Annotated in this window: 15 protein-coding genes; 4 read left to right on the plus strand and 11 right to left on the minus strand. The window is 72.3% G+C overall.

The genetic code is table 11. The features are described from left to right. Positions 1-4 precede the first annotated feature (4 nt). Positions 5-1,264 carry an Ig-like domain-containing protein gene (locus ACF068_RS00435; protein ID WP_392271920.1) on the minus strand — a complete coding sequence of 420 codons (1,260 nt, stop codon included), beginning with the start codon at positions 1,262-1,264 and terminating at the stop codon, positions 5-7. 197 nt (positions 1,265-1,461) lie between these two features. Beyond that, the gene (locus tag ACF068_RS00440) at positions 1,462-2,694 is read right to left on the minus strand and encodes an Ig-like domain-containing protein (RefSeq protein WP_392271921.1); all 1,233 of its coding nucleotides are present in this window, start codon (positions 2,692-2,694) and stop codon (positions 1,462-1,464) included. Positions 2,695-2,973: 279 nt separating this feature from the next. Between ACF068_RS00440 and glgX the strand changes: the two genes are divergently transcribed. The 3 genes from glgX (at position 2,974) to ACF068_RS00455 (ending at position 9,056) form a co-directional block, all read left to right on the plus strand. Beyond that, the gene (gene glgX / locus ACF068_RS00445) at positions 2,974-5,250 is read left to right on the plus strand and encodes a glycogen debranching protein GlgX (protein ID WP_392271922.1); all 2,277 of its coding nucleotides are present in this window, start codon (positions 2,974-2,976) and stop codon (positions 5,248-5,250) included. Positions 5,251-5,346: 96 nt separating this feature from the next. After that, positions 5,347-7,128 (plus strand): ABC transporter ATP-binding protein, encoded by a 1,782-nt coding sequence (locus ACF068_RS00450; protein WP_392271923.1) that lies wholly within the window; start codon positions 5,347-5,349, stop codon positions 7,126-7,128. Then, a complete protein-coding gene (locus ACF068_RS00455) occupies positions 7,125-9,056 on the plus strand; it encodes an ABC transporter ATP-binding protein (protein ID WP_392271924.1) in 1,932 nt (643 codons plus the stop codon). Before ACF068_RS00450 ends, ACF068_RS00455 begins: the two co-directional genes overlap by 4 nt. A gap of 80 nt (positions 9,057-9,136) precedes the next feature. On the opposite strand, the gene ACF068_RS00460 is transcribed toward ACF068_RS00455, so the two are convergent. The 4 genes from ACF068_RS00460 to ACF068_RS00475 form a co-directional block, all read right to left on the minus strand. Then, a complete protein-coding gene (locus ACF068_RS00460) occupies positions 9,137-9,373 on the minus strand; it encodes a hypothetical protein (RefSeq protein ID WP_392271925.1) in 237 nt (78 codons plus the stop codon). A gap of 64 nt (positions 9,374-9,437) precedes the next feature. Beyond that, positions 9,438-14,183, minus strand: a complete 4,746-nt coding sequence (locus ACF068_RS00465; protein WP_392271926.1) for a putative T7SS-secreted protein — start codon at positions 14,181-14,183, stop codon at positions 9,438-9,440. Then, positions 14,183-14,830: a hypothetical protein gene (locus ACF068_RS00470; RefSeq protein ID WP_392271927.1), complete on the minus strand. Its 648-nt coding sequence runs from the start codon at positions 14,828-14,830 to the stop codon at positions 14,183-14,185. The genes ACF068_RS00465 and ACF068_RS00470 overlap by 1 nt, the downstream gene beginning before the upstream one ends. After that, a complete protein-coding gene (locus ACF068_RS00475; protein ID WP_392271928.1) occupies positions 14,827-15,330 on the minus strand; it encodes an SseB family protein in 504 nt (167 codons plus the stop codon). Before ACF068_RS00475 ends, ACF068_RS00470 begins: the two co-directional genes overlap by 4 nt. Positions 15,331-15,726: 396 nt before the next feature. Between ACF068_RS00475 and ACF068_RS00480 the strand changes: the two genes are divergently transcribed. Then, positions 15,727-17,760 carry a M4 family metallopeptidase gene (locus ACF068_RS00480; protein WP_392271929.1) on the plus strand — a complete coding sequence of 678 codons (2,034 nt, stop codon included), beginning with the start codon at positions 15,727-15,729 and terminating at the stop codon, positions 17,758-17,760. Positions 17,761-18,077: 317 nt separating this feature from the next. Here ACF068_RS00480 and ACF068_RS00485 read toward each other — a convergent pair whose 3' ends face one another. From ACF068_RS00485 to ACF068_RS00505, 5 genes are all read right to left on the minus strand, one after another. Beyond that, a complete protein-coding gene (locus ACF068_RS00485) occupies positions 18,078-20,705 on the minus strand; it encodes a glycosyltransferase family 1 protein (RefSeq protein ID WP_392271930.1) in 2,628 nt (875 codons plus the stop codon). A gap of 125 nt (positions 20,706-20,830) precedes the next feature. Continuing rightward, entirely contained in the window at positions 20,831-22,114 is a 1,284-nt protein-coding gene (locus ACF068_RS00490) for an FAD-dependent monooxygenase (protein ID WP_392271931.1), read from the minus strand. A gap of 13 nt (positions 22,115-22,127) precedes the next feature. Continuing rightward, the gene (locus ACF068_RS00495) at positions 22,128-23,249 is read right to left on the minus strand and encodes a monodechloroaminopyrrolnitrin synthase PrnB family protein (RefSeq protein WP_392271932.1); all 1,122 of its coding nucleotides are present in this window, start codon (positions 23,247-23,249) and stop codon (positions 22,128-22,130) included. A 61-nt stretch (positions 23,250-23,310) separates the two neighbouring features. Beyond that, positions 23,311-24,702, minus strand: a complete 1,392-nt coding sequence (locus ACF068_RS00500) for an MFS transporter (RefSeq protein ID WP_392271933.1) — start codon at positions 24,700-24,702, stop codon at positions 23,311-23,313. A gap of 298 nt (positions 24,703-25,000) precedes the next feature. Next, the gene (locus ACF068_RS00505; protein ID WP_392271934.1) at positions 25,001-26,452 is read right to left on the minus strand and encodes a 4-hydroxyphenylacetate 3-hydroxylase family protein; all 1,452 of its coding nucleotides are present in this window, start codon (positions 26,450-26,452) and stop codon (positions 25,001-25,003) included. Positions 26,453-26,510 lie beyond the last annotated feature (58 nt).

Consider the following 26,510-nt stretch of genomic DNA (forward strand, 5'->3'; position numbering starts at 1 on the left):
GGGGCTACGCGATCCACTCCGCCCAGGACATGTTCCAGCCGTTGAGGCCGTTGTCCGGCTGGATCTGCTTGTCCTTGGAGTTCTTCACGACCACCACGTCACCGATGATCGAGTTGTCGTAGAACCAGGCCGCCGGGGTGGCGTCGTCGTAGGCGCCCCGCACGTCCCGCAGACCCACGCAGCCGTGGCTGACGTTGGCCGAGCCGAAGGTGTCCGCGGAGGCCCAGTAGTTGCCGTGGACGAAGGTGCCCGAGGTCGACAGGCGCATGGCGTGCGGCACGTCCTTGATGTCGTACTCGCCGCCGAAGCCGACGGTGGCGCCGTTCATCCGGGTCACCTTGTACTTCTCGCTGATGACCATCTGACCGTTGTACGTGGTCGTCGACGGCGCTCCGGCGGTGATCGGCAGCGTCTTGATCAGCTTTCCGTCCCGGACGACCTTCATGGTCTTGGCGCTCGCGTCGACCGTGGCGACCTGGCTGCGGCCGATGGTGAAGTTCACCGTCCTGGTCTGCTTGCCGTACACGCCCGGCCGGCCTTCGACGCCGTCCAGGTCGATCCGTACCGTCACCTTGGTGCCCGCGGCCCAGTACTTCTCGGGGCGGAAGTCCAGGCGGTCGTTGCCGAACCAGTGGCCCTCGACCGGGACGGACGGCACGGCGGTCACCTTGATCGCCTTCTCCACCGCCTCCGGGTTGGTGATGCCGCGGGAGAAGTTGATGGACACCGGCATGCCCGCGCCGACGGTCGAGCCGTCCTCCGGGGTGTAGTGGCCGATGAAGGTGTTCTTGGGCACCAGGGTGGTGAAGGTGGTGTCCTTCGCCGACTCCCGGCCCTCGCCGTCCTCGGCGACCGCGTGCACCTTGTACTTGGTGGCGGCGGCCAGGTGCCGCACCGGCTCCCAGGCGGCGCCGTCCGCGGTGAGCCGGCCCTCCACCTTGTTGCCCTTGGGGTCGGCGACCGTGACCGTGGTCAGCTTGCCCTTCTCGGCGGTGATCTTCAGTGCGCCGCTCGTGGCGACCGACGCCGCCCCGTCCTTGGGCGCGATGGTCACCACGGCCTGCGAGGCCGCGTTCCCGGCCTGCGTGGCGCCCTCCGCCTTCGCCCCGCCCCCGCTCTTGCCCCCGTCGGTGGAGTCCGGTCCACCGCAGGCCGTCACCAGCAGCAGCAACGCCCCCAGCGCCAGCGCCGGCAGTCGCCCGCCGACCCCCGCGCCACGCCTGCCCGCCCCGGCCGATGCCCCCGATATCGGCTGCACGTCCACTTCGCTGTTCTCCCCTCGCACGGCCCTGGCCCCGCCACGGCCCGCACCCCCGCACGCCACACGCGCGTGCACCGCGATAGATAATCACACCGGGAGTGGGGCCGAGCGTCCGCGTATGTCACCGTTCGGTCCCAACGTGCCCGGGTCCGGGGCGGGCCGTGCGGGATCGTGCCGGGGGCGGCGGGGGCCGGCCGGGGTCAGCGCAGGGCGGAGCCCTCCTTCCAGCGGTCCCAGTCCATGTTCCAGCCGCCCAGGCCGTTGTCCGGGGAGACCTTCCGGTCGGTGGAGTTGACCACCTCCACGACGTCCCCGACCAGCGTCCGGTCGAAGAACCAGCCCGCCGGGGAGTCCGTGCTGCCGCCCTTGTCGTCCCGCAGCCCCACGCAGCCGTGGCTGACGTTCACCGACCCGAAGGCGGACGCCGGCGCCCAGTAGTTGCCGTGCAGGAACGTCCCCGAGTCGGTCAGCCGCATGGCGTGCGGAACGTCCTTGATGTCGTACTCGCCCTTGCCGTCCTTGTCCTTGAAGCCGACCGTGGCACCGTTCATCCGCGTCACGTCGAACAGCTCCGTCACCACCATCTTCCCGTTGTACGTGGTGGTCTTCGGCGCGCCCGCCGTGATCGGCAGCGTCGTCAGCAGCCGGCCGTCCCGGCGCACCTCCATGGTGTGCTCCTCCGCGTCCACCCGGGAGACCTGCGAGCGGCCGACGGTGAAGCCGACGCTCTTGCGCTGGATCCCGTACACCCCCGGCGCCCCCTCCACGTCGCGCAGCCGGAGGTCGACGGTGACCTCCGTGCCCGGTTCCCAGTACGCGCGCGGGCGGAAGTCCAGGCGCTCCTTGCCGAACCAGTGGCCCACCACCTCCACCGCCGGGCGGGTGGTGACACGGATGGCGCGCTCGACGGCCGCCCGGTTCTCGATCGGCCGGTTGAAGGAGAAGGAGACGATCATGCCGGTGCCGACCGTGGAGCGGTTCTCCGGCTTGAAGTAGCCGATGAACCTGTGTTCGGGGACCGCGGTGGTGAAGGTGGAGTGGCGGGCGGAGCGCCGGCCGTGCGCGTCCAGCGCGACCGCGTCCACGCCGTACTTGGCGGCCAGCTCCAGCCGGGCCCCGGGCGCCGGGCGCCAGCGCAGCCCGTCCTCGGAGATCGCGCCCGGTACCTCCACCGGCTGGGCGTCCTCGACCTTCACCACCCTGACCCGCTCCAGCCGCCCGCTGGGCACGCTCACCTCCACCCTGCCGTCCGGGGCGACCCCCTTCGCCCCGTCCTCCGGCACCACCCGGATGGTGTCCTCGGGCGACCGCCCCTTGCCGCCCGTGCCGAGGACCGGCACACCGTCACCGGTGCACCCGGCCAGCCCCGCCACCAGGGCGCATGTCACGGCAGCGGCGACGCCGAGCCCTGCCCGCTTCAGTACGTGTCTCACGATGCGACCAACGAGTGCCACCCTCCGGGGGAAACGTCAGTGCGGGTCATGTTGGGAGGCAGGCAGGCCGGGAAGAACAGGTGGAGGACCAGTGCGGGCCGCGGCAGGGACGCCGCGGCCTTGCGGCGAGTGAACCGAAGGGGTGGGCGGGTGCCGGGAGGGAGAACGCGCGCGGGCTGTGCGGAGCGGGCAGCCGGGCGCGATCGACCGCCGGCCCGCGCGTGAGCACCCCGGAGGCGTACCGAGCCGCCACGAGTGGGAGCCGCGGGAGGCCGGCAGGTGTCGAGCGCAGCCGAGCAGCAGGCAGTGCAGCGTGCGGTGGGTGACGCACTGCTGGACGGGAGGCCCGCCCCCGCCGGGGGCCTCCTCGACGGGCGGCACGGGCTCCCCCAGGACCCGGGCACACCCGTCCCACCCGTGTGGCCGGGTGCGCCCACACCGCTGGGCGCCCGCTTCCGGGCCGGGCCGGGCGGGGCGACGGGCACGAACTTCGCGCTCTGGGCGGGCGGGGCGGAGGCGGTCGAGCTGTGCCTGTTCGACGGGGACGGCACCGAGACCCGGCTGCCCCTGACCGAACTGACGCACGAGATCTGGCACGGCTTCGTCCCCGGGGTGCGCCCCGGGCAGCGGTACGGGTACCGGGTGCACGGCCGCTGGGACCCGTGGACCGGCGCCCGCTGGAACCCGGCGAAGCTGCTCCTGGACCCGTACGCGCGGGCGGTCGACGGCGACTTCTCCCTGCCGCCCGAGGTGTACGGCCACGTACGGGACTGGCCCGAGCAGCACGTCGCCGACACCGTCCGCGACACCCGCGACTCCGCCCCGCACGTCCCCAAGGGGGTCGTCGTCCATGACGACGACGACTGGTCCGACGACCGGCGGCCCAAGACGCCCTGGGCGGACTCGGTGATCTACGAGGTCCACGTCCGGGGCTTCACCCGGCGCCACCCGGGCATCCCCGAGGAGCTGCGCGGCACCTACGCGGGCCTGGCCCACCCGGCGGCGATCGAGCACCTGACCGGCCTCGGCGTGACGGCCGTGGAGCTGCTGCCGGTGCACCAGTTCGCCCACGAGGACCACCTGCTGCGGCGCGGGCTGAAGAACTACTGGGGCTACAACTCCATCGGCTACTTCGCGCCGCACGCCGCGTACAGCGCCTCGGGAACGGCCGGACAGCAGGTCGGCGAGTTCAAGCGGATGGTCAAGGCGCTGCACGCGGCCGGCATCGAGGTCATCCTGGACGTGGTCTACAACCACACGGCCGAGGCGAGCGAGCTGGGTCCCATGCTGTCGCTGCGCGGCATCGACAACCGGGGCTACTACCGGCTGGCCGCCGACGCCCGGCGGTACGCGGACTACACGGGCTGCGGCAACACCCTGCACGTGGTCCAGCCGAACGTGCTGCGCCTGATCACCGACTCGCTGCGCTACTGGGTCACCGAGATGGGCGTGGACGGCTTCCGCTTCGACCTGGCGGCGGCGCTGGCCCGGTCGATGCACGACGTCGACATGCTGTCGCCGTTCCTCGCGGTCATCGCGCAGGACCCGGTGCTGCGGCGGGTGAAGCTGATCGCCGAGCCGTGGGACGTCGGCAACGGCGGCTACCAGGTGGGGGCCTTCCCGCCGCTGTGGACCGAGTGGAACGACCGCTACCGGGACGCCGTCCGGGACTTCTGGCGCGGTGCCCTGCCGGACGTCCGTGACCTCGGCTACCGGCTGTCGGGGTCGAGCGACCTGTACGCGTGGGGCGGCCGCCGCCCGTACGCCTCCGTCAACTTCATCACCGCGCACGACGGGTTCACGCTGCGCGACCTGGTGAGTTACGAGCACAAGCACAACGAGGCCAACGGGGAGGGCAACCGGGACGGCACGAACGACAACCGGGCCTGGAACTGCGGCGCCGAGGGCGAGACCGACGACCCGGCGGTCAACGCGCTGCGGCGGCGCCAGGTGCGCAACCTGCTGACCACCCTGCTGCTGTCCACCGGCGTGCCCATGCTGGTCGCCGGCGACGAGATGGGCCGCACCCAGGGCGGCAACAACAACGCGTACTGCCAGGACAACGAACTGGGCTGGGTCGACTGGTCCCTTCCGGAACGGCCGGGGCCCAAGGGGCTGCTGGAGCTGACGTCCCGGCTGCTGCGGCTGCGCCACGCCCATCCGGTGCTGCGCCGCCGGGCGTTCTTCTCGGGCCGCCCCCAGGGCGTGGACGGGCTGCGGGACCTGGCCTGGTTCACGGCGGCGGGCACGGAGATGACGGAGGGGGACTGGTACGCCCGGACGGCGACGATCGGGATGTACCTGTCGGGGCGGGACATCCCGGGCCGGGACGCGCGGGGGGAGCCCGTCACGGACGACAGCTTCCTGGCGGTCCTGCACGCGGGTGCGGAGCCGGTGGACTTCCGCCTCCCCGGTCCCCCGTGGGCGCAGGCGTACGAACTGGTGGTGGACACCTCCCGGGAGGACCAGTCGCGGGCACCGGGAACGGTGCACCCGGGCGGGGAGGTGCTGGAGGTGCCGGAGCGGTCGGTGCTGCTGCTGCGGGTGCGGGACTGACCGGGGACGTCCGGGAAAAGCCCCGGGACGGCCGGCGCCGGACGTCCGGAAAAAGCGCGTGAGCGATGACAGTGCCGAACCGTAGGCTCGGTCCTGATGCCGAAACAGGATGCACCGACCAAGGACCGCTCAGCCGTTCGCTCATTGCTGCGGCTGTGGCCGTACGTGCGACCCGTGCGCACCCGGGTGGGGACGGCGGCGCTCGTCGCGGTCCTGGCGTCCTGTCTGGGGCTGGTCATCCCGTTCGTCCTGAAGGGGATCGTGGACGGGCCGGTGGCCGGACGGGACCCCGGCGGGGTGTGGTTCGGGGCCCTGGTGGTGCTGGCGCTGGGCGTGGCGGAGGCGGCGCTGTTCGGGCTGCGCCGGTGGCTGGTGGCGCGGCCGCTGGCGGGCGTCGAGGCGGCGATGCGCGCGGACCTCTACCGGCATCTCCAGCGGCTGCCGATCGCCTTCCACGACCGGTGGGCTTCCGGCCAGCTGCTGTCACGGGCGACCACGGACCTGTCGTTGATACGGATGTTCCTGGCGTTCCCGATGACGTTCCTGTTCGTCAACGGGGTCACGGTGCTGGTCGGCTGCGGGGTGCTGCTGGTCCAGGACTGGTCGCTGGGGCTGGTGCTGCTGGTGCCGGTGGCGCCGCTGATCGTGGTCTGCTCGCTGTTCGAGTCGCGCTACTCGCTGGTGGCCCGGCGCGCCCAGGACCAGGTCGGTGATCTGACGACGGTCGTCGAGGAGAGCGTGCTCGGCATCCGGATCATCAAGGGCTTCGGTCGCCACCGGAGCCAGGCGGAGGCGTTCCGCGCCCTGGCGGACCGGCTGCGGGGCACGGAGCTGCTCAAGGCCCGGCTGCTGGCGGGCATCTGGGCGGTCATCACGGTGGTGCCCGAACTGGCCATCGGGACGGCCCTGGTGCTGGGCACGGTCCAGGTCGCGGACGGGGTGCTGTCGGCGGGCACGCTGGTGGCGTTCCTGTCGACGGCCCTGGCGCTGCGGTGGCCGGTGGAGTCGATCGGCTTCCTGCTGGCGATGAGCCAGGAGGCGGCGACGTCGGTGGAACGGTACTTCGAGGTGATGGACGAGGCGGCGGAGGACCCGGGCGGGAGCGGTTCGTCCGCGGAGCGGTCCGGCGGCCTCCGGTTCGAGAACGTGTCGTTCCGCTATCCGGACGCCCCGGAGGGGTCGCGTCCGGTCCTCGACGGGATCGGCCTGGTCGTCCGCCCCGGCGAGACGATGGCGCTGGTCGGCGCCACCGGCTCGGGCAAGACCACTCTGACGGCCCTTGTCCCACGGCTGCACGAGGCGACGGGCGGGCGCATCCTGCTGGACGGCGAGGACATCGCGGCGATGCCCCGGGAGCGGCTGCGGGAGCTGGTGTCGGTGGCGTTCGAGGAACCCACGCTGTTCTCGGCCAGCGTCGGGGAGAACGTCCTGATGGGCGCCGGCCCCGGCGGCGGGGGCGAGCCCGAGCTGCGGCGTGCCCTGGAGGTCGCCCAGGCCGGGTTCGTGGAGGGGCTGCCGCGGGGCACGGCGACCGAGGTGGGCGAGCAGGGTCTGAGCCTCTCGGGCGGTCAGCGGCAGCGGCTGGCCCTGGCGCGGGCGGTGGTGGGCCGGCCGCGGTTCCTGGTGCTGGACGACCCGCTGTCGGCGCTGGACGTCCACACCGAGGCGCTGGTCGAGGCGGCGCTGCGGGACGTGCTGCGGGACACCACCGCCCTGGTCGTGGCCCACCGCCCGTCCACGGTGATGCTGGCCGACCGCGTGGCGCTCCTCTCGGGGGGCCGTATCGCCGCGGTGGGCACACATCAGGAACTGCTGAGGGACAGCCCGGAATACGCCTGGCTCATGTCCGGAACCGAGACGACGGGTGGTGCGCGATGACGGACACGGTCGGCCAGACGGCCTCGACGCCCCCGGACGACCGGGCGCCGCGCGAGGACGCCACCCCGGTGGCAGGGGCGCCCACGGACGGAGCCCCGGGCGCGGGGCCCGGTGCCGAGGCGGGGCCCGGCGGGGCGGACGCGTTCGACCGGGACGCGCTGCCGGTGGCGGACGGGGCGACCCGGGCGCTGCTGAGGTCCCTGCTGGCGCCCCGGCGGGCCCGGGTGGCGCTGGCCGCGCTGCTGTTGCTGCTCCAGCAGGCCGCCGTGCAGGCGGGCCCGCTGGTCGTCGCGTACGCCATCGACCGGGCCGTGCCCGCGCTCCGGGACGGCGACCACGGCCCGCTGGTCGCCGTGGCCGTGGGGTACGCGCTGTGCGCGGTGGGCGCGGGGCTGTTCCAGTACGCGTTCATCCGCGCCTCGGCCCGCGTCAACCAGGACGTGCTGCTCGATCTGCGGGAGCGGATCTTCCGGCACGCGCAGGCCCTGAGCATCGACTTCCACGAGCGGTACACCTCCGGCCGGCTGATCTCGCGGTCCACCACCGACGTCGAGTCGTTGCGCGAACTGCTCGGCGAGGGGCTCCAGGAGCTGGTCGGGGTGCTCCTGTCCTTCGCCTTCATCTCGCTGCTGCTGCTCTGGCTGGACCTGGGCATCGGCGCCGTCGCCGTGGCCTCCTTCGTCCCGCTGTACCTGCTGGTGCGGGTGTACCGGCGGCGCGCGGCCGTGGCGTTCAGCGCCCGGTCGACCGCGATCGCCGCCGTGATCGTGAAGTTCGCGGAGACGATGAACGGCATCCGGCCGGTGCGGGCGTTCCGGCGGGAGGGGGCCAACGACGCGGCGTTCCGCACGCTCAACCACCGCCACGAGCGCCGCAACGGCGACGCGATACTGGAGATGGCCCGGTACGTCGTCGGCTCCCGGCTGGTGGCGAACACCGCGGTGGCCGGCATGGTCCTGTGGGGCGCCTACCGGGTCGCGTCCGGGTCGCTGGCGCTCGGGGTGCTGGCGGCGGCCGTGCTCTACGTGCGGCGGCTGTACGACCCGATCGACCGGCTGGCGATGTTCCTCAACTCGTACCAGTCGGCGGCCGCCTCGCTGGAGAAGATCGCGGGCCTGCTGGCGCAGACGCCGACGGTCCGGGAGCCCGTGACGCCCCGCCCCCTGCCGCCGTCCCGGGAGGGGGCGCCGGGGCGCGAGGTCGTCTTCGAGGACGTCCGTTTCGGGTACCGCACGGGCGGCGAGGTGCTGCCGCGCTTCGGGCTGACCATCCCGGCGGGGCAGACCGTGGCGGTGGTCGGCTCGACGGGCGCGGGCAAGTCGACGCTCGCCAAGCTGCTGGCCCGCTTCTACGACCCCACCGGGGGGCGCGTCCTGCTCGACGGCGTCGACCTCCGGGACCTGGACACGCCGGACCTGCGGCGCGGGGTGGTGATGGTGACGCAGGAGGCGTTCCTGTTCTCCGGGACGGTGGCCGAGAACATCGCGATCGGGCGGCCGGACGCCACCCGGGAGGAGATCGAGCGGGCCGCGAAGGCGATCGGCGCGCACGACTTCATCGCGGGCCTCCCGGACGGCTACGACACCGACGTGCGCAAGCGCGGCGGGCGCATCTCGGCCGGCCAGCGCCAGTTGGTGGCGTTCGCCCGGGCGCTGCTGGCCGATCCGGCGGTGCTGATCCTCGACGAGGCGACCAGCTCGCTGGACGTCCCGGGCGAGAGGGCGGTGCAGCGCGCGATGGACACGGTGCTGCACGGCCGCACGGCGGTGGTGATCGCGCACCGGCTGTCCACGGTGGAGATCGCGGACCGGGTGCTGGTGATGGAGGGCGGCCGGATCGTGGAGGACGGCACCCCGGCGGAGCTGATCCGCGGCGAGGGCCGGTTCGCGGGGCTGCACCGGGCCTGGCGGGAGAGCCTGGTGGGCTGATCGGCACGGGCGACCGGCCCGCGGCCGGCTCCGGAAATCCCGGAGCCGGCCGGGTGGCTCTCCGCACGATCCGGCCCTGGTCATTCCTCGGGGATGGAATCATCGCCATCACTGGAAGTGATGACGACCCCTCTCGACAGCGATGCAGGCGAGTCACCGGACACGTGGACTCGAGCCGCGTGGGGCGGGCCGAAGACATCCACGAAGACGTCGGGGTACCGTTCGATCCTGTCCAGAACGAAATGCGGCGCACCGGTGCCGGAGCCGGCCTCTTCCTCGAGCGTGTAGGTCTGGCCGACCCGTGCGACGCCGCCCACGCATCGCACGATCACAATCCCTCCGCGCTCACCCGCCTCCTCAACGCTGTGAACCTGCAACCGACTAGCCTCTTGCATATTTGTAAGCCTCCGCGACGAATTGCGATATCTGATCCGGCGTGAGCTTCGGAATGTCCCACTCCAGTGCGTCGCTGATGTTCTGATATGTGTGCAGTTTGGGAATCTTGATCCCCATCTGGTCCAGGATATCCTTCGCCACGCTGGAGGGAATCGTCACGCTGGCCCGCTTGGCGAGCTCTGATGCGTGGAGCCCCACGCCCACCTCCGCCTCGGCGCGAATGAAGCCCCGCTCCATCGGAACTCCCTCGAGGGCGCTGCGTGGAATGAGCTGAAGTACAGCGTCTCCGAATTGTTCCGAGTGCCGGGCGAAGGTGGCCGCGACTCCGGGGTCCGTGGATGTGGGCGTAAAGCCGGATTTCTCAATGTTGACACTGGCGTTGTACCCCTCCGTTGTACCCCGGAAGAGATGCTCCTCTTCCGGGCACCCGAAGAGTCCGAATGGATCTATCTGCGAGTGGGGATTGGGTACGTAGGTTACGGAGTTGGCGGCGGGGGCCAGACCGAGCGGATCCGATGTGAGGTAGCGGCCTGTCTCGGGGTCGTAGTAGCGGTGGAGGTTGTAGTGAAGCCCGGTTTCCGGGTCGAAGCGCTGACCTGGAAAACGCAATGAGGTATGGGCGGTGCTCGACGCTGCCCATGTCGTGGTACCCCACAGCGTGGTACGGGTGCTCCACGCCAGGTCGCCCGTTTCATCGACCAGCTCACGCGGAGTGCCGATCAGGTCGGTGACGATGGAGAAGAATCGTTCGTCGATGGTTTCCCGCGCCGCGGTGGGCGCGAGGATGCGTTCCGTCTGCGTGAGGGGGCGAAGGCCGTGGTAGTCCCACGTAACGGCGACGGGCTTGGGAAGGGCCTCGCTCTCGCTGGTCTCCTCGCAGAGTGTCACCCCGTCCCAGGTGAAGATGGTCTTCTCGACAACGGTCCGGCCGTCGGGAGCGAGGCGCTGCTTCGCGGTCCGACGGCCCAGCGCGTCGTACTCATAACGCCAGACCGTGCCGTCCGGTGTGGTCACCGACCGCATGCGGTTCTCGGCGTCCCATTCGTAGCGCCAGGTGTCGGGTTTGCGTGACAGGCGCGACTTCTGGCGGAGGGTGATCCGGCCGAGGGCGTCGTGTTCATAGCGCACGTTGCCGGCGCGCGTCATGACCGTGCCCGCATAGGCGCGGGGTCCGGTGGCCTCCTGCCCGGCGTGGGAGGCGGGCCAGGACGCGTGGGTCTGGTTGCCGGCCTCGTCGTACGCGTAGCGCTCCGTCCAGCCTGCCGCCTCAACAGCGGTGACGCGGCCGGATGCGTCGAGGTCGAAGGTGCGGGAGCCGGTGAGCTGGTCGTCGATGCCGATGAGGTTGCCGTCGGCACGGTAGGCGTAGTCGCGGCGTTGGATGCCGCGCCCGCCCGCGCCTGTGACCTGTTGGCTGGTGAGGCGCCCGAGAGAGTCGTACTGGGACGTATAGGTGATGGTGTCACCTATGTGGCGGGTGATCTCCTGGCCCGCGGCGTCGTGCTCGAAGAGGAGTGTGCGGCCGGAGGTGGTGAGGGAGGTGCGGCGGCCTGCCGCGTCGTAGACCCACGTGCTGACCGCGCCGGTGGGTGTGGTCCGGCCTGTACGACGGCCGAGCTTGTCGTAGGCGTAGGTGAGGGTGCGGCCGTTGACCGTCTCGGACTTCAGGCGCCCGTGACGATCGCGCAGGTACGTGATCGTCGCGTCCGCGTTGCGCGCTTCCGCGAGCTGGTCGAAGAGGTCGTAGGTGTAGGTGGTGACGGCTCCGGCGGCGTCCTTGCGGGTGACGCGGTCGAGTTCGTCGCGCTCGTAGTGGATCGTCTGGCCGAGGGCGTCGGTACGCGAGACGAGGCGGCCGGCGGCGTCGCGCGCGTACGTGATCGTACGGCCGTCGAAGTCGGTTTCGGATATGAGGTGACCCGCCGCGTCGTACTCGTAGTCCCACGTAAGACCCTGTGGGTTGAGGACCTGGGTGAGGCGCAGCTCGTGGTCGTGGGTGAACTCGTAGCGCACGCCGTCCGGGCCCGTACGGGCGCTTATGAGGTCGAAGTGGGTGTACTCGAAGCGTGACACCCTCCCCATGGGATCGGTGTGGGTCAGGCAGTTGCCCTCACCGTCGTACGTCCACGACTGCTCGGTGCCGTCGGCTTCCACGCGGCGGGCGAGCTTGCCCTCCGGGGTCCATTCGAGGCGAGTGGTGTGGCCGAGCGGATCGGTGACGACGACAGGGCGGCCGAAGGCGTCGTGGCGGAACCGGGTGACCGCGCCGAGCGGATCGGTCATCTCGACGGGCAGACCGGCGGCGTCGTTGCGGAGACGGGTGGTGTTCCCGAGCCCGTCGGTGACCGCCGTGGTGTGTCCTGCCTCGCTCAGCGTGAAGCGCGTGACGGCACCGGCCGGGTCCGTGACCGCGACCCGGTTTCCTCGCTCGTCGTATTCCTGGCGGACCGAGGTGTGGTTCGGGTTGGTCACGCGTACCGGCAGGCCGAGTTCGTTGTACTCGGCGGACAGCGCACGACCGTCCGGCCGGATCGCCGACGTCCTGCGGCCGGACGCGTCGTACTCGAAGCGGGTCGTGCGGCCGAGCGGGTCCGTCCGGGACAGCAGCCGGTTGTAGCGGTCGCGTTCGAAGTGGGTGACGGCGCCGAGCGGGTCGATTTCCTTGACGATCTGGTGCGCGTCGTTGACCACGTACTGATGAACCGCGCCAGTGCCTGTCGTGGCCCTCGTGACGCGCAGCCCCGTCTCGGGGTCGGTACCGTCGTAATCGAGCCGCAGCGCCATATGACCCTCGACGCCGCCCTCGGTGATGCAGCGGTCGCGATCGTCGTAGGTGTACTCGTAGCGCCTGCCGTTGGTGTCCGTCCAGGAGGTGAGCCGGCCGCGTTCGTCGTACGCGAACCGGAGGGGTATCCCGGAGGAATTGACGACCTCGGTGAGGTGTCCGTCGGTGTAGCCGTAACGCAGGATCTCCTGGTCCGAGCCGTCCGGCGCCCCGCCCGCGAGGTGCAGGGCGGTGATCCTGTCCTCACAGGTGGTGAGCTTCAGGTGGTAGCCGCCGCTGTGCACGATCGCCGTCGGAGCACCGGTCTCGTCGTCGTACTCGAAGGTGACCCAGTTGCCGTTGCGGTCATCGATCTGCGTCAGCAGAGCCAGCTCGTCGTGGTGGGTGACGAAGTGCCGAACGCGCCCGCTCTCCGGGTCGGTGACGGTGTATCCGCCGTCCACGTCCCGGTCCAGAGGCCAGCGTGGTCCGTGGCTCGGCAGGACCGGGACGCCCGGAGCCGGGTGCGGATACGCCAGAAGCAGGCCGTCCTCGGCGATGAGGACGACACCCTCGGAGTCGATCTCCAGGCGCTGATCCGCCGTGGAGGACCAGGAGGGGCCGAACCAGCGCCCGGCCCGGTAGTCCGATGCCAGACGGCGGCGGAACACGAGGGGCAGGGTGCCGGGCAGCGCGATGTCCGTCTGCGGCAGGTACATCACGCCGGTGGCCAGATCGATCGGGTCCGAGGGATCGTTCTCCGCCCCGCGCGCGGTCCGGGACGGGTCGGCAGGATCCTGCACACCGTTGCGCCCGGGTCCGTCGAGGCCGCCGTGGCGGGTGCCGCTGCGCATGCCGGCCCGTAGTCCGCCCCGGAGTACGCCCGCGCCCTTGGTACCGATCAGTTCCGGGATGAGACGACCGAGGAACTCGGCGGGGTCCCCCTTCGCCGCCTCCCAGGCGTTCTTGAGGGCGCGGTCGGGGTTGGCGACGGTGGAGACGAGCCCGGCGAGCGTCATGTTGACGCCCTTGTAGTACTCAGCGGGGTGGGTCAGGTTGTAGCCGTCCATCGGGTTGACGGAGCGGACGAAGTTGATCAGGCCCGCGGCGCCCTTGGTCACCCCGCCGAGGAGGTGCAGGCCCTCCGTACCGGAGGCCATGCTCCAGTCGGCGAGCTCCAGTTTGAGCTTCTCCCTGCCCTTGGGCTCCTTGGGGGCATGTGCCATCGCGCTCGTGACGGCCGTCTTCGCCTGCTCGGCCGCTTCGTTGCGGGCGCGGCGGGCGTCACTGAGGATCTCCTGGGCACGGGTGCACAGGGCCTTGCCGGGATCCGCGCCGGGCTTGGGCAGTGGTTTGTCGCTCTCGCGGGCCGACTCGTACGCGGTCACGTCCTTCTCGTGCGCCGCCGAGGCCTGCCGGCCCTGCTTGTACAGGACGATCGCCTCGCGGGCCATGGCCTGTGCGCTGGTGATGGCGTTGGAGTACCGCTCCAGGGCGCCGGCCGCGGCCTCGAAGGCGTCAGCGGCGTGCAGCCAGTCGGTGGGCAAGGTGGAGAACTTGGTGCGGAAGGTGTCGGCAGCCTCGCCCTTCCAGTTGCTGGAGTCGAGCTTCTTCATCCCCGCGCCGACGAGGTCGAACGCCAGCTGGAAGTCCCGCAGGTTCTTCACCGAGTCGGCGATCTTCGTCGGATTGCCGTGGATCAGCTCGTTCGGTTCCTCGGTCTGCCCGAGCTGCTGCTCGCCGACCTCCGCGCCCATCGACGAGGCGAACCCGTCACCCCAGTCGGTGACCAGGTCCGCCGCACGCTTGTGGCCGTGGGCCTCCAGGTACTGTCCGGCCTTGTCGGTCGCGTAGTCGGCGGCCTCGCCGACGAGCTTCTTGCCCTTGTCGATTCCCTCATCGATCCCGTCGACGACCTTGTCGGTCGCTTTGCCGGCGAGATCGCCGATGATTCCGAAGTCGGACATCAGCCGTTCTCCCCCCACCGCGGCTCTTCGGCCTGCGCAACCGTCGCCTCGTCCGGATCGAGCGTCTCGCGGAACTCCACGTCCATCCGCTCACGCAGCTTCGGATCAAGCAGACCCGAACGCTCCATCGAGTCCATCTGCGCGTCCATGACGTCGTAGCCGGTGTTCTTCCAGGTCTGCTTCACCTCCTCATGGGCCTTCGTCATCGACTCGGCGCTGTAGTCCGGGTTGTCGAAGACGCTCTGAGTACTGATGGTGTCCCAGCTCATCTGCTTGACCTGGTCCTCGCTCAAGTGCGGGTTGCCGTTCAGCGAGTTCACACCGATCTTGACCGAGTCCTTGACGTACTGCTCCTGCTCGTAGAACGAGCCGGCCGACAGCCCCACCCCCTGCGCGAAGAGGTTGCCCTTCAGCGTGAGGGCCCGCACGCCCCATTCCCAGCGTTCGCAGAACGTCCTGAACTGCTCCGTCAGCCCGGCGTGGCCCAGCTCCAGCCCGGACAGGGCCAGATCGGAGAAGCCCCGGCCGGCCGTCGCCTCACCGATCATGCCGAGCTCCTTCAGCTCGGCATGGGCCAGGTCGATGCCGATCGCGATGGCCGCCAGCGCCACCGGCGGCGCCTGGAGATCCGGCTCCTCGCCGCTCACGCGTTCCCCCCGAGATCGACCGCCACCGCGTCGGGCACGATGCCCACGACGGGCGGGAAGAGCATGCCCTCCTCGCTGCCCGCGTCCAGCGCCACCCCGGCCGGACCCGGCAGCATGGGCACCATCACATCGAGGAGCCGCGCGCCAAGAACCGTCCGGTACGTCCACTCCCTGTCCGCGTCCCCCCGCGCCCGCGCGAAGGCGGCCAGCGCCTCCTCGTCGGAAAAGGCGCAGATCCATCGCACCCCGTTCTGCTCCGCCGTCCACAGGCTTCCGTGGTCGTCGAACGGCACCAGCACCGCACTGCGCCGGAATTCACCCAGAAGCGCCGCGAACTCACGCCGCGCGGAGGTCAGTTGATCATCGGCCCGCGCCGCCGGAGGGGCGGGCGGAGCGGGTGCCGGCTTCTCCACAGGTGGTGGATCCGGCGGCGCGTCGGCCAAGCCGGCGAGTTTTGAGCGTGGTTCGGTCCTGGATACCGCGTCCCCGTATTCGGCCATGTCCGGAATGCTGTCATGATCAGGTTCACGTCAGCAACAGAGTGAATGCCGAGTACCGACGGTAAGCGGTGTGGTAACCGCCATAGCCGATCGCCGGAACCAAGGCGGTGCCGCGCACCCCTCGGTCCCGCGCCGGACACAGGACGCGGCGGCGGCACCTCGGCGAAACGTCCGGTTAACGAACACGGCTTTTCGGGCAACGGACGAATTCCGGCCAATCTGTTGACGCGCTCCTGACAGGGACCCGTCACCGGCGCCACTCTTACCCCGTTCTCCGCACCACATGTTCGGACCGCGTTCCTTCGTTCGACTCGCACGTGTTCCGCGCTCGTTCAGGCTGCTCCGCCCGGCCGGCCCCACCCAGCCGCCGGTACCCCCCTCGCAAAAGGAGTCTGCGTGAGATCCACGCCCAGCCGTCGCGCCACCGCGACCGGCGCCCTGATCGCCGCCGCCGCCATGCTCACCGTGAGTGTGCAGACCGGTGCCGCCACCGCCGCCGACGCACCCCGGACCGCGGCACCCAAGGCCCGGACGGCCGGCAAGGCCGACCCCGGTGCCCTGCCCGCCGACCTCTCCCCCGCCCAGCGCACCGCGCTGATACGCGCCGCCGACGCCGCCAAGGCCGAGACGGCCAAGGAGCTCGGCCTCGGCGCCCAGGAGAAGCTCGCCGTCCGCGACGTCGTCCAGGACCGCGACGGCACCACCCACACCCGCTACGAGCGCACCTACGCCGGCCTCCCGGTCCTCGGCGGCGACCTCGTCGTCAGCGAGACCCGCTCCGGCCGGACCGAGGCGGTCAGCAAGGCCTCCCGCGCCGTGCTCAAGGGCGTGGACACCACCGCGGACATCGCCCCGGCGGCCGCCGAGAAGCAGGCCCTGGGCGCGGCCCGGGCCGAGGGCTCCAAGGCGACCGACGCCGAGCGCGCCCCCCGCAAGGTCGTGTGGCTCGCGCAGGGCAAGCCGGTCCTCGCCTACGAGACGGTCGTCGGCGGCCTCCAGCACGACGGCACCCCGAACGAGCTGCACGTCGTCACCGACGCCACCACGGGCGCCAAGCTGTACGAGTGGCAGGCCGTGCACACCGGCACCGGCAACACCCAGTACAGCGGCCAGGTGACGCTCGGCACCGCGCCCTCGTACACGCTGACCGACACCGGCCGCGGCAACCACAAGACGTACAACCTCAACCGCGGCACCTCCGGCACCGGGACGCTGTTCTCCGGCTCCGACGACGTCTGGGGCGACGGCACGCCGCAGAACGCGGAGACGGCCGGTGCCGACGCCCACTTCGGCGCCGCGCTCACCTGGGACTACTACAAGAACGTGCACGGCCGTTCCGGCATCAAGGGCGACGGCGTCGGCGCGTACTCCCGCGTCCACTACGGCAACGCGTACGTCAACGCCTTCTGGACCGACAGCTGCTTCTGCATGACGTACGGCGACGGGGCGGGCAACACCAAGCCGCTGACGTCCATCGACGTCGCCGCCCACGAGATGACGCACGGCGTCACCTCCGCGACCGCCAAGCTGGTCTACAGCGGCGAGTCCGGCGGTCTCAACGAGGCGACCTCCGACATCTTCGCCGCCGCCGTCGAGTTCCACGCCAACAACGCCCAGGACAAGGGCGACTACCTGGTCGGCGAGAAGCTCGACATCCGCGGCGACGGCAGTCCGCTGCGCTACATGGACAAGCCGAGCAAGGACGGCTCGTCGAAGGACGCCTGGTACTCCGGTATCGGCAACGTCGACGTCCACTACTCGTCCGGCCCGGCGAACCACTGGTTCTACCTGCTCTCCGAGGGCAGCGGCGCCAAGTCCATCAACGGCGTGAACTACGACTCGCCGACCTCCGACGGCCTGCCCGTCACCGGCATCGGCCGCGACAAGGCCGCGCTGATCTGGTACAAGGCGCTCACCACCAAGTTCAACTCGACGACCAACTACGCCGGTGCCCGCACCGGAACGGTCGCGGTCGCCACCGAGCTGTACGGCGCGGGCAGCGCCGAGGTGAAGGCCGTCGAGCACGCCTGGGCCGGTGTCAACGTCGGCTCCCGTCCCGGTGGCGGCGACCCCGGTACCGGCAAGATCTTCGAGAACACCGCCGACGTCGCCATCCCGGACAACGGCGCCGCCGTCACCTCGGCCGTCAGCGTCACCGGCATCGCCGGCAACGCCCCCTCCACCCTCAAGGTGGACGTGGACATCGTCCACACCTGGCGCGGTGACCTGGTCGTCGACCTGGTGGCCCCGGACGGCTCGGTCTACAACCTCAAGCCGTTCAGCTCCTCCGACTCCGCCGACAACGTGAAGGCCACCTACACGGTCAACGCGTCCAGCGAGGTCGCCAACGGGAGCTGGAAGCTGCGCGTGCAGGACAAGGCCGCGCAGGACACCGGCTACATCAACAGCTTCAAGCTCACCTTCCCGTAAGCCCGGGAAGCGGTGACGCACCGCCCGGTGGCACTCCACGTGCCGCCGGGCGGTCGTGCGTCCGGACGGCGTGGCGGACGGGCCCGGGGGCGTACGGCCCGGGGCGCGCCGCCCGCCCGCGGCTTGCCGCCCGCCCCCGGACGGACCGCGGCCGGGCGGTCCTCCTCCTCACGGCGGGGGACGCCTCCGCCGAACGGCCGAGGACCGGATCGGTTCCCCGGCCGATGCCCCGGAGAGGGCGGGGGCGGCAGGCTGTGCGGCGCGCGGCCCGTCGCCCCCCACGAGGGGAGGGGGCGACGGGCCGCGGGCCCCGGTACCTAGCGCATCAGCACGCCCGCGCCCTCGCCCGTCGACTCGGTCGGCAGGGCGACCAGGCCCAGGTCGGCGCCGGCGGGCAGCAGCCGGTGGGTGGGCAGTATCCGGACCGTGTACCCGAACGGGCCCGTCCGGTCGAGGGTGAGCGGCCCCTCGTACACCCAGCGCCCCTGCTGGTCGGGGCCGCCCGCCGGCTTGAGCGGCACGGTCTCGGCGTCCCGCAGCCGGTCGTCGGTGTCGACCCGGCCGGCGACCGCCTGCACCTCGACGTCCTCCGGCTGGAGGTCCCCGAGGGCCACCCGCACCCGCAGCGCCAGGGTCGAGCCCAGCTCGGCGACGCCGTTGGCCTCGTCCACCTCGACGTGGTCGACGGCCACGCGCGGCCATACGGCGCGCACCCGGGCCTTCCAGGCGGCGAGCTCCCGTGCGGCGCCGGTGTCCAGCGCCCGGTGGGCGAGGGCCGCCGGGGCGTAGAGCCGCTCCACGTACTCCCGCACCATGCGTCCCGCCAGCACCTTGGGGCCCAGGTTGGCGAGCGTACGGCGGACCATCTCGATCCACCGCTCGGGCAGCCCGTTCGCGCCCCGGTCGTAGAAACGGGGGGCGACACGCTTCTCGATCAGCTCGTAGAGCGCGTTCGCCTCCAGGTCGTCGCGCCGGTCCTCGTCCGTCGTCGGGCCGTCGGCGGTCGGGATGGCCCAGCCGAAGTCCGGCTCGTACCACTCGTCCCACCAGCCGTCCAGGACGGACAGGTTGAGACAGCCGTTGAGGGCGGCCTTCATCCCGGACGTGCCGCACGCCTCCAGCGGGCGCAGCGGGTTGTTCAGCCACACGTCGCAGCCGGGGTACAGCTTCTGCGCCATGCCCATGCCGTAGTCGGGCAGGAACACGATCCGGTGGCGCACGCGCGGGTCGTCGGCGAACCGGACCAGCTCCCGCACCAGCCGCTTGCCCCCGTCGTCCGCCGGGTGGGCCTTGCCGGCGACGACGATCTGCACCGGCCGGTCCGGGTCCAGCAGCATCCGCGTCAGCCGGTCGCGGTCCCGCAGCATCAGCGTCAGACGCTTGTACGAGGGGACCCGGCGGGCGAAGCCGATGGTCAGGACGTCGGGGTCCAGGACCCCGTCGATCCAGCCGAGCTCGGCCGAGCCCGCGCCCCGCTGCCGCCAGGAGGCGCGCAGCCGGGTCCGGACCTCCGTGACGAGCTGTTCGCGCAGCTCGCGCCGCAGGTCCCAGATCTCGGAGTCCGCGATCTCGCCGACGGCGTCCCACCGCTGGGAGCCGCCGACGCTCAGCGCGTCCTCGGCGCGCTGGGTGCCGATCCTGCGGGCACCGAGCCGGAACACCTCGGGGGCCACCCAGGTCGGGGCGTGGACGCCGTTGGTGATGGAGGTGATCGGCACCTCGTCCGGGTCGAACCCGGGCCACAGGCCGGCGAACATCTCCCGGCTCACGGCGCCGTGGAGGGTGGACACGCCGTTGGCGCGCTGCGCCAGGCGCAGCCCCATGACGGCCATGTTGAAGAGGTTCGGCTCGCCGCCGGGGTAGGTCTCCCTGCCGAGCTGGAGGATCCGCTCGACGTCGACGCCGGGCAGTTCCGCGCCGTCGCCGAAGTGGCGGGCGACCAGCTCGCGGTCGAACCGGTCAATGCCGGCGGGGACGGGGGTGTGGGTGGTGAAGACCGTCCCCGCCCGGACGGCCTCCAGGGCGGCGTCGAAGTCGACGCCCTCCTCGCTCAGTTCCCGGATGCGCTCCAGGCCGAGGAATCCGGCGTGCCCCTCGTTGGTGTGGAACACCTCGGGCGAGGGGTGGCCGGTGAGCTCGCAGTACGCGCGTACCGCCCGGACACCTCCTATGCCGAGGAGCATTTCCTGGAGCAGTCGGTGTTCGCTGCCGCCGCCGTACAGCCGGTCGGTGACGTCCCGCTCGGAGGGGCCGTTCTCCTCGACGTCCGAGTCGAGCATCAGCAGCGGTACGCGGCCGACCTGGGCCACCCAGATGTGGGCGTGCAGGCTGCGGCCGCCCGGCAGGGCGAGGGAGACCCGGACCGGGGCGCCGCCGCGCTGCCGCAGCAAGGCGACGGGCATCTCGTTGGGGTCCAGCAGCGGGTAGTGCTCCTGCTGCCAGCCGTCCCGGGAGAGCGACTGGCGGAAGTAGCCGTGCCGGTAGAGCAGGCCGACGCCGATGAGCGGTACGCCGAGGTCGGAGGCGGCCTTCAGGTGGTCGCCGGCGAGGATGCCGAGGCCGCCCGAGTACTGGGGCAGGGCCGCGGTGACGCCGAACTCGGGCGAGAAGTAGGCGACGGCGGCGGGCAGGTCGCCGTCGGGGAGGGAGTGGTTCTGGTACCAGCGGCGGCCGCGCAGGTAGTCGTCGAGGTCGTCGGCGGCGGCCGACAGGCGGCGCAGGAAGCGCCGGTCGCGGGCGAGCTCGGCGAGCCGGGCGGCGGACACGGAGCCCAGCAGCCGCACGGGGTCGCAGCCGGCCGCCCGCCACCCCTCGGGGTCGACGGCCTGGAACAGATCACGAGTCTCGGCGTGCCAGGACCAGCGCAGGTTGCGCGCGAGGTCGCTGAGCGGCCGCAGCGGTTCGGGGAGGACGGGGCGCACGGTGAATCGACGGATTGCCTTCACGTGTTCCACCTTCGCAGGGCAGGTACGTATCGGGGCGGACGCACCACGGTGTGCGCCCGCCTTCACCCTCCGACGTTATCGGGACCTCGCCCTCCGTAACCACGGCGCACTCGGGGGGAGCGCGTTCACCGCGCGCTCACCGGGACCCGGTAGGGCGACCCCGCGTTGACCGTTTCCGGGTCGAACGCGCCGGTCGCGGCGTACCGGGCGGCGATCCCGCGCCGTTCCTCCGGCGGGATCACGTCGTCGATGTGGGTGAAGCCGCCGGGGGCGCGCCGGTGGGCCAGATTGATGACGACTTCCGGACCGAGGCGCCGGTTGGCGCGCTGAAGGTCCGTCATGGCGGGCCGCCGCTCCGCCTCGTAGGCGGCGAGGGCGGCGGCCGGGTCGGCGTGCCGGGCCATGGCGTGGGCGAGGGCCCGGGCGTCGATGATCGACTGGGTGGCGCCGTTGGAGCCGATGGGGTACATGGCGTGGGCGGCGTCGCCGACCAGGGTGGTGCGGCCGTGGCTCCAGCGGGCCAGCGGCTCGCGGTCGACCATGGGGTACTCGTAGGCGGCCTCGGCGGCGCGCAGCACGTCGGGGACGCGGACGCCGTCGAACTCCCAGCCGTCGTAGTGGCGGAGGAGCCCGGACACGGGCACGGCCCGGTTCCAGTCGCCCCGGTGGCCGGGGGTCGCGATGCTGTCGGCGGGCATCGCGAGCGCCCAGTTCACCAGGACGTCCCCGGAGGGACGTTCGGCCATCGGGTAGACGACGGCCTTCTGCCGGTCGTCGCCCGCGATGAGCATGAAGGGGCCGGCCCGGCGGGCGTCCAGCCACGACACGCCGCGCCAGACCAGCATGCCGTTCCAGGGCGGCTCGCCCTCGTGGGGTTCGAGGGCGGCGCGGACCGCGGAGCGGATGCCGTCGGCGCCGATCAGGACGTCGGGTTCCAGGGAGGCGCAGCCGCCCCTGGTGCCCTCGCGGTGTTCCAGGCGCACCCGCGGCCGACCGTCGGGGAGCTGCTCCAGGCCCGTCACCCGGACACCGGTGACGAGCGCGGAGGGGCCGAGCCGGTCGCGCACCGCGTCGGCAAGGACCCGCTGGAGGTGTCCGCGCGCGAGGGAGAGCTGGGGCCAGTGGTAGCCGGCGCCCAGCCCGCGCGGCTCGCGGGAGATCAGCCCGCCCGAGCGGTGGTAGTAGCGCAGCTCGCGGGTGCGGACGGCGTCGGCCTCCAGGTCGTCGAGGAGTCCGAGCGCGTCGAGCTCGCGCACGGCGTTGGGCATGAGGTTCAGCCCGGCACCGAGCGGCCGGATCTCCCGGGCGGCCTCGGCCACGGTGACGCGGGGGAAGCCGGCGGCGTGGAGGGCGAGCGCGGTGGTGAGGCCGGCGATGCCGCCGCCGGCGACGAGTATGTGCGGGGTCATGGTGCTCGCCCCCTCACGCGGCCGTGGTGCGCGGGCGCTCGGCGGCCTGGCGCACCAGCGTCTCGTTGTCCCGGGTCAGGTCGAGCACCGAGCGCAGCAGCGCGACCGGTGCGCCGCCGCTGCCCTGGTCGTACAGGCGGAGGTCGTCGCCGTAGGCCTTGCGGGCGATGCCGAGGTGGCGGGCGCGGAACGTCTTGAGGACGCGCAGCACCCGGGCCAGGGAGTGGGCGGAGGCGACGAGCTGGGGCGGCAGCCGGTGGGCGGTCTCCCAGCTCAGCGCGGCGGAGAGCTTGCTGACGGCGGACACCCCGTCCTTGTGGGCGGCGTGGAAGGCGCGCCACGACGGGAGGCTGTAGGCGACCGACTCGGCGAGGAAGGCGTCGTAGCCGGGGTCGGGCCGGTCGCACTGCCAGACCGTCAGATCGACGAGCCACAGCGGCACCTGGGCGGCGGCCGGGCCGAGCCAGGCGCGGCCGGCGACGTCGACCTCCTCGAAGTACGGCCGCAGGGTGCGCGCGAAGTAGGACGGCGAGACGTGGGTGATGGTGAAGTCGATGGAGTCGACCATCGCCTGGACGTGCTGTGCGGTGCGGTCCAGGGTGCGGGCGAAGCCGGGTTCGTACGGTTCGAGCCCGGCGAGCCGCTCACAGGTGTCGAGCGCGGCGACGAGGCCGGGGAAGACCATCCGGACGGCTTCCTGGAGGTGGGCCTCCATCTCGTGGCCGGTGTACATCCGCTGCCGGGGGCCGAGCGGGTTCCAGGTGGTGTAGTGGTGCACGGTGTCCCGGGGCACCATGTCGGTGCGGCGGGCCAGCTCCTCCAGGACGGGGAGCACCTCGGGGACGGCGGCGACCGGCTGGACGCCGTGCCGTTTCAGGGAGCCGAGCAGCATGCCGAGGTCCCGCATGGCGGCGAGGGCCTCGATGACGCACCACTCGGCGACCCGGTCGAGGTCGGGTACGAGGGTGCGCAGCGCGACGGTGAGCGCGGCGACGTCGGCGTCCCGGTTCATCGCGGGGAGCGCGGCGAGCAGCGCGTCGGCGCCGAGCGGGTCGGCGTCGCGTATCTCGGTGAGGCGGTAGCGCGGTTCGGCACAGGTGTCGGGACCGGGCGCGACAAGGTCGTACAGGGTCAACGGGATGCCCCCCTCGGGCGGTGTGGATTCGGGAGTGGCGCGGTGTTCGCTGGTCAGGCGGTCACCGCGGGTCGCCCACCCGGTCCTGGCGTGGCGGCGCCGGTGCGGGCGCGGGCGGGCTCAGCCGTACGGACAGCAGCGCGGCCGCCGCGGCGAACGCGGCGCCGACGAGCAGCGCCGCCTGGTGGCCCGCGGTCTCGGCCTGGGGTGTGGCCGCTCCGGTACGGGTGGTGGCCACGGCCACGAGGACGGCCAGGCCCAGGACGGACCCGAACTGCTGGCTGGTGTTGACCAGCCCGGAGGCCAGGCCGGTCTCCTCGGGCGCGGCCCCTGCCGTGGCGGCCACGTTGGTGGTGACCGTGACCAGCGGCAGGGCGGCACCCAGCACGAGGCTGGGTGCGAGGACGGTGGTGGCGAAGGTGCCGTGGGGATCGAGGGCGAGGGCGAGCCAGACCATGCCGGCGAGCAGCAGCCCGAAGCCGAGGGTCATGGTCCGGCCGAGGCCGAGTCGCCGGATGAGGCGGCCGGTCAGCGGGGCGGTGGCGACGACGACCACCGACAGGGGCAGCAGGCCGAGGCCACCGGTGAGCGGGGAGTGCCCCAGGACGTGCTGGAGGTGCAGGCTGACCAGGAAGAACATGGGGAACAGCGCCATCTGGGCCAGGGCGGCGAGGCCGTTGGCGAGGCGCGGCACCGGCCGCTTGAGGGCGGCGGGCGGTACGAGGGGCCGGGCGGCGCGGGTCTCCACGAGGGCGAACGCGGCGAGCAGGGCCGAGCCGGCCGCGGCCACGGGCAGGCTGCGTCCGACGAGGGCGTAGGCGACGAGGCCGAGGCCCCCGGTGGCGGTGAGCGCGCCGAGCAGGTCGAAGCCGGGCCCGGCGCCCCGGCTGCCGCCCGCCGGGAGGCGCGGGGCGAGCAGGGCGAGGACGGCGGCGACGGCGACGTTCAGCCAGAAGGTGGAGCGCCAGCCGAGCAGGTCGGTGAGGGCCCCGCCCAGGACGGTGCCGAGGACGCCGCCGAGACCGCCCGTCGCGGCGAAGACGCCGAGGGCCCTGTGCCGGGCGGGGCCGTCCGGGAACAGGACCAGCAGCAGGGCGAAGGCGGCGGCCCCGGCGAGTGCGGCGCCGATCCCCTGCGCGGCACGGGCGGCGATCAGCGCGCCGGTGCTCTGCGCGAGTGCCCCGGCGGCGGAGGCGGCCGCGAGGAGGGCGAGTCCGAGGACGTACAGCCGCCGGTGACCGAACAGGTCGGCGGTGCGGCCGCCGAGGAGGAGCAGCCCGCCGAAGGTGATGAGGTAGGCGTTGGCCACCCAGGACAGGTTGGCGGACCCGGCCGCGAGGTCGGCGCCGACGGACGGCAGCGCGACGTTGATGATCGCGGTGTCCATGATCATCAGGAGTTGGGTGGCGGCCAGCAGTCCCAGCGTGCCGCGCGTTCCCCCCGGGCGGCTCACCGGTGGCCCCCGGCGCGGGTCCAGCCGGGGTCGGCGGCGCCCGGGAGGGAGCGGTGCGGGCGCCGTAGCGGGGCGGCCGCGTGCGCCGAGCGGACCGCGTGTGCCGGGACGGCCGCGTGTGCCGGGCGGACCGCGTGTGCCGGGACGGCCGCGTGTGCCTGGCGGACCGCGTGCGCCGGGACGGCCGCGTGTGCCGGGCGGACCGCGTGTGCCTGGCGGACCGCACGGCCTGGGCGGACCGCGCGGCCGCCCCGGGCGCACCGGCCAGGGTCGGCCGCGCGCAGCCGGGCGGGTGCGGTCATCGCGTACGCCCCAGGCCGTAGCCGTCCAGGCAGGTCCGGGCGAGGGCCTCGCAGCCGGGCGCCCCGCCCTCCCGGGCCTGCTGGGTGAGGTAGACGTGGGGGGCGCCGTGGTAGAAGCGTTCGTACTGCTCGTGCCGGCCGGCGAACTCGGATCCGAGCGCGTCCCAGGCCAGCTTCAGCAGCTTCACGCGGTCCTCGGCCGGGGTGCCGGGCGAGCGGACGTACCTGCGGAGCAGCGGGCCCAGTTCCGGGTGGAGCAGGTCCTCACCGGACGCGGGGAGCTGGATGAGGCCGCCGCCCGCGAGCAGCTTGACCTCCTGGACGGCCTGGGGGTAGAGCTCCCCGGCCATGATGCGCTGGGCGAACGAGATGTCCTTGCCGGGCGCGACCCCGCCCCGGCCGCCGTCGACCTCCTCGTACGAGGCCTCCGCCGCGAGGACGAACGCCTTGGCCTGCGCGACCCGGCCGAGGAGGCGGCCGACGGCCTGGGTGACCGGCGGCAGCTCGTAGGTGTTGTTGGCCTTGGCGATCAGGATGGCGAGGCCGGCGAGGAACTCCAGTTTCGTCCAGAAGCGGGTCGCGGCCTGGTGGACGAGGTTCAGGTACGCGGGGGTGTGCCACCACATCCGGAACGACACGTCCACGTTCCGGTAGGTCAGCACCCGTTCCCAGGGCACGAACACGTCGTCGCACACGAGCAGCGCGTCGTTCTCGTCGAAGCGGGAGGAGAGCGGGTTGTCGAACACGCTGCGGGCCCGTGCCTCGTAGGAGGTCCGGGAGAGGAACTTCAGTCCGGGGGTGTCGACCGGGACGGAGAAGCACACCGCGTGCGCGACGTCCTCGGGGGCGAGCGGTTCGATGGTGCCGACGATCACCTCGTTGCCGAAGACCGTCGCGGTGCCGATCATCTTGGCGCCGCGCACCACGATCCCGCCGTCCTTCTCGGCGACGACCCGCACCACCAGGTCGTCCTCCTCCTGGCCGGAGGCCGGCCGGGTGCGGTCGATCTGCGGGTTGGTGATGGTGAAGACCGGGTAGAGGTCGCCCTCGGCGAGCCGCCGGTGGTGGGCGAGGGCGGCGGCGGAGCCGTCGTACGCCTCGGTGGCGAAGAGGGAGGGCAGCGCCGCGAAGCCCGCCGCGCCGCCCGCCATGTAGTCGGGGGTGCGGCCCAGGAAGCCGAAGCTCGCCTCCGCCCACACCTTGTACGCCTCACGGCGCGCCACCAGGTCCTGGTACGAGCGCGGGATCGCGTACGCCCGGTGGACACCGCCCTGGGTGAGGACCGGGGTGTGCTCGGAGTCGTGCGCCAGGTCGTACAGCCGGGCGATCGAGGTGGCGGTGTTGCGGAACGCGGGGTGCGAGGTGACGTCCTCGACCCGCTCCCCGTCGAGCCATATCTCCCGGCCGTCGCGCAGCGACGCCAGGTACTCCTGACCGGACCTCGTCACCGTTTCTCCTCTTGCGGATGCCATTGCCGCAGCAGAGCCTGTCCGTTGGTACACACCT

This window comes from Streptomyces sp. NPDC016309 (assembly GCF_043077235.1).
Classification (GTDB): Bacteria; Actinomycetota; Actinomycetes; order Streptomycetales; family Streptomycetaceae; genus Streptomyces.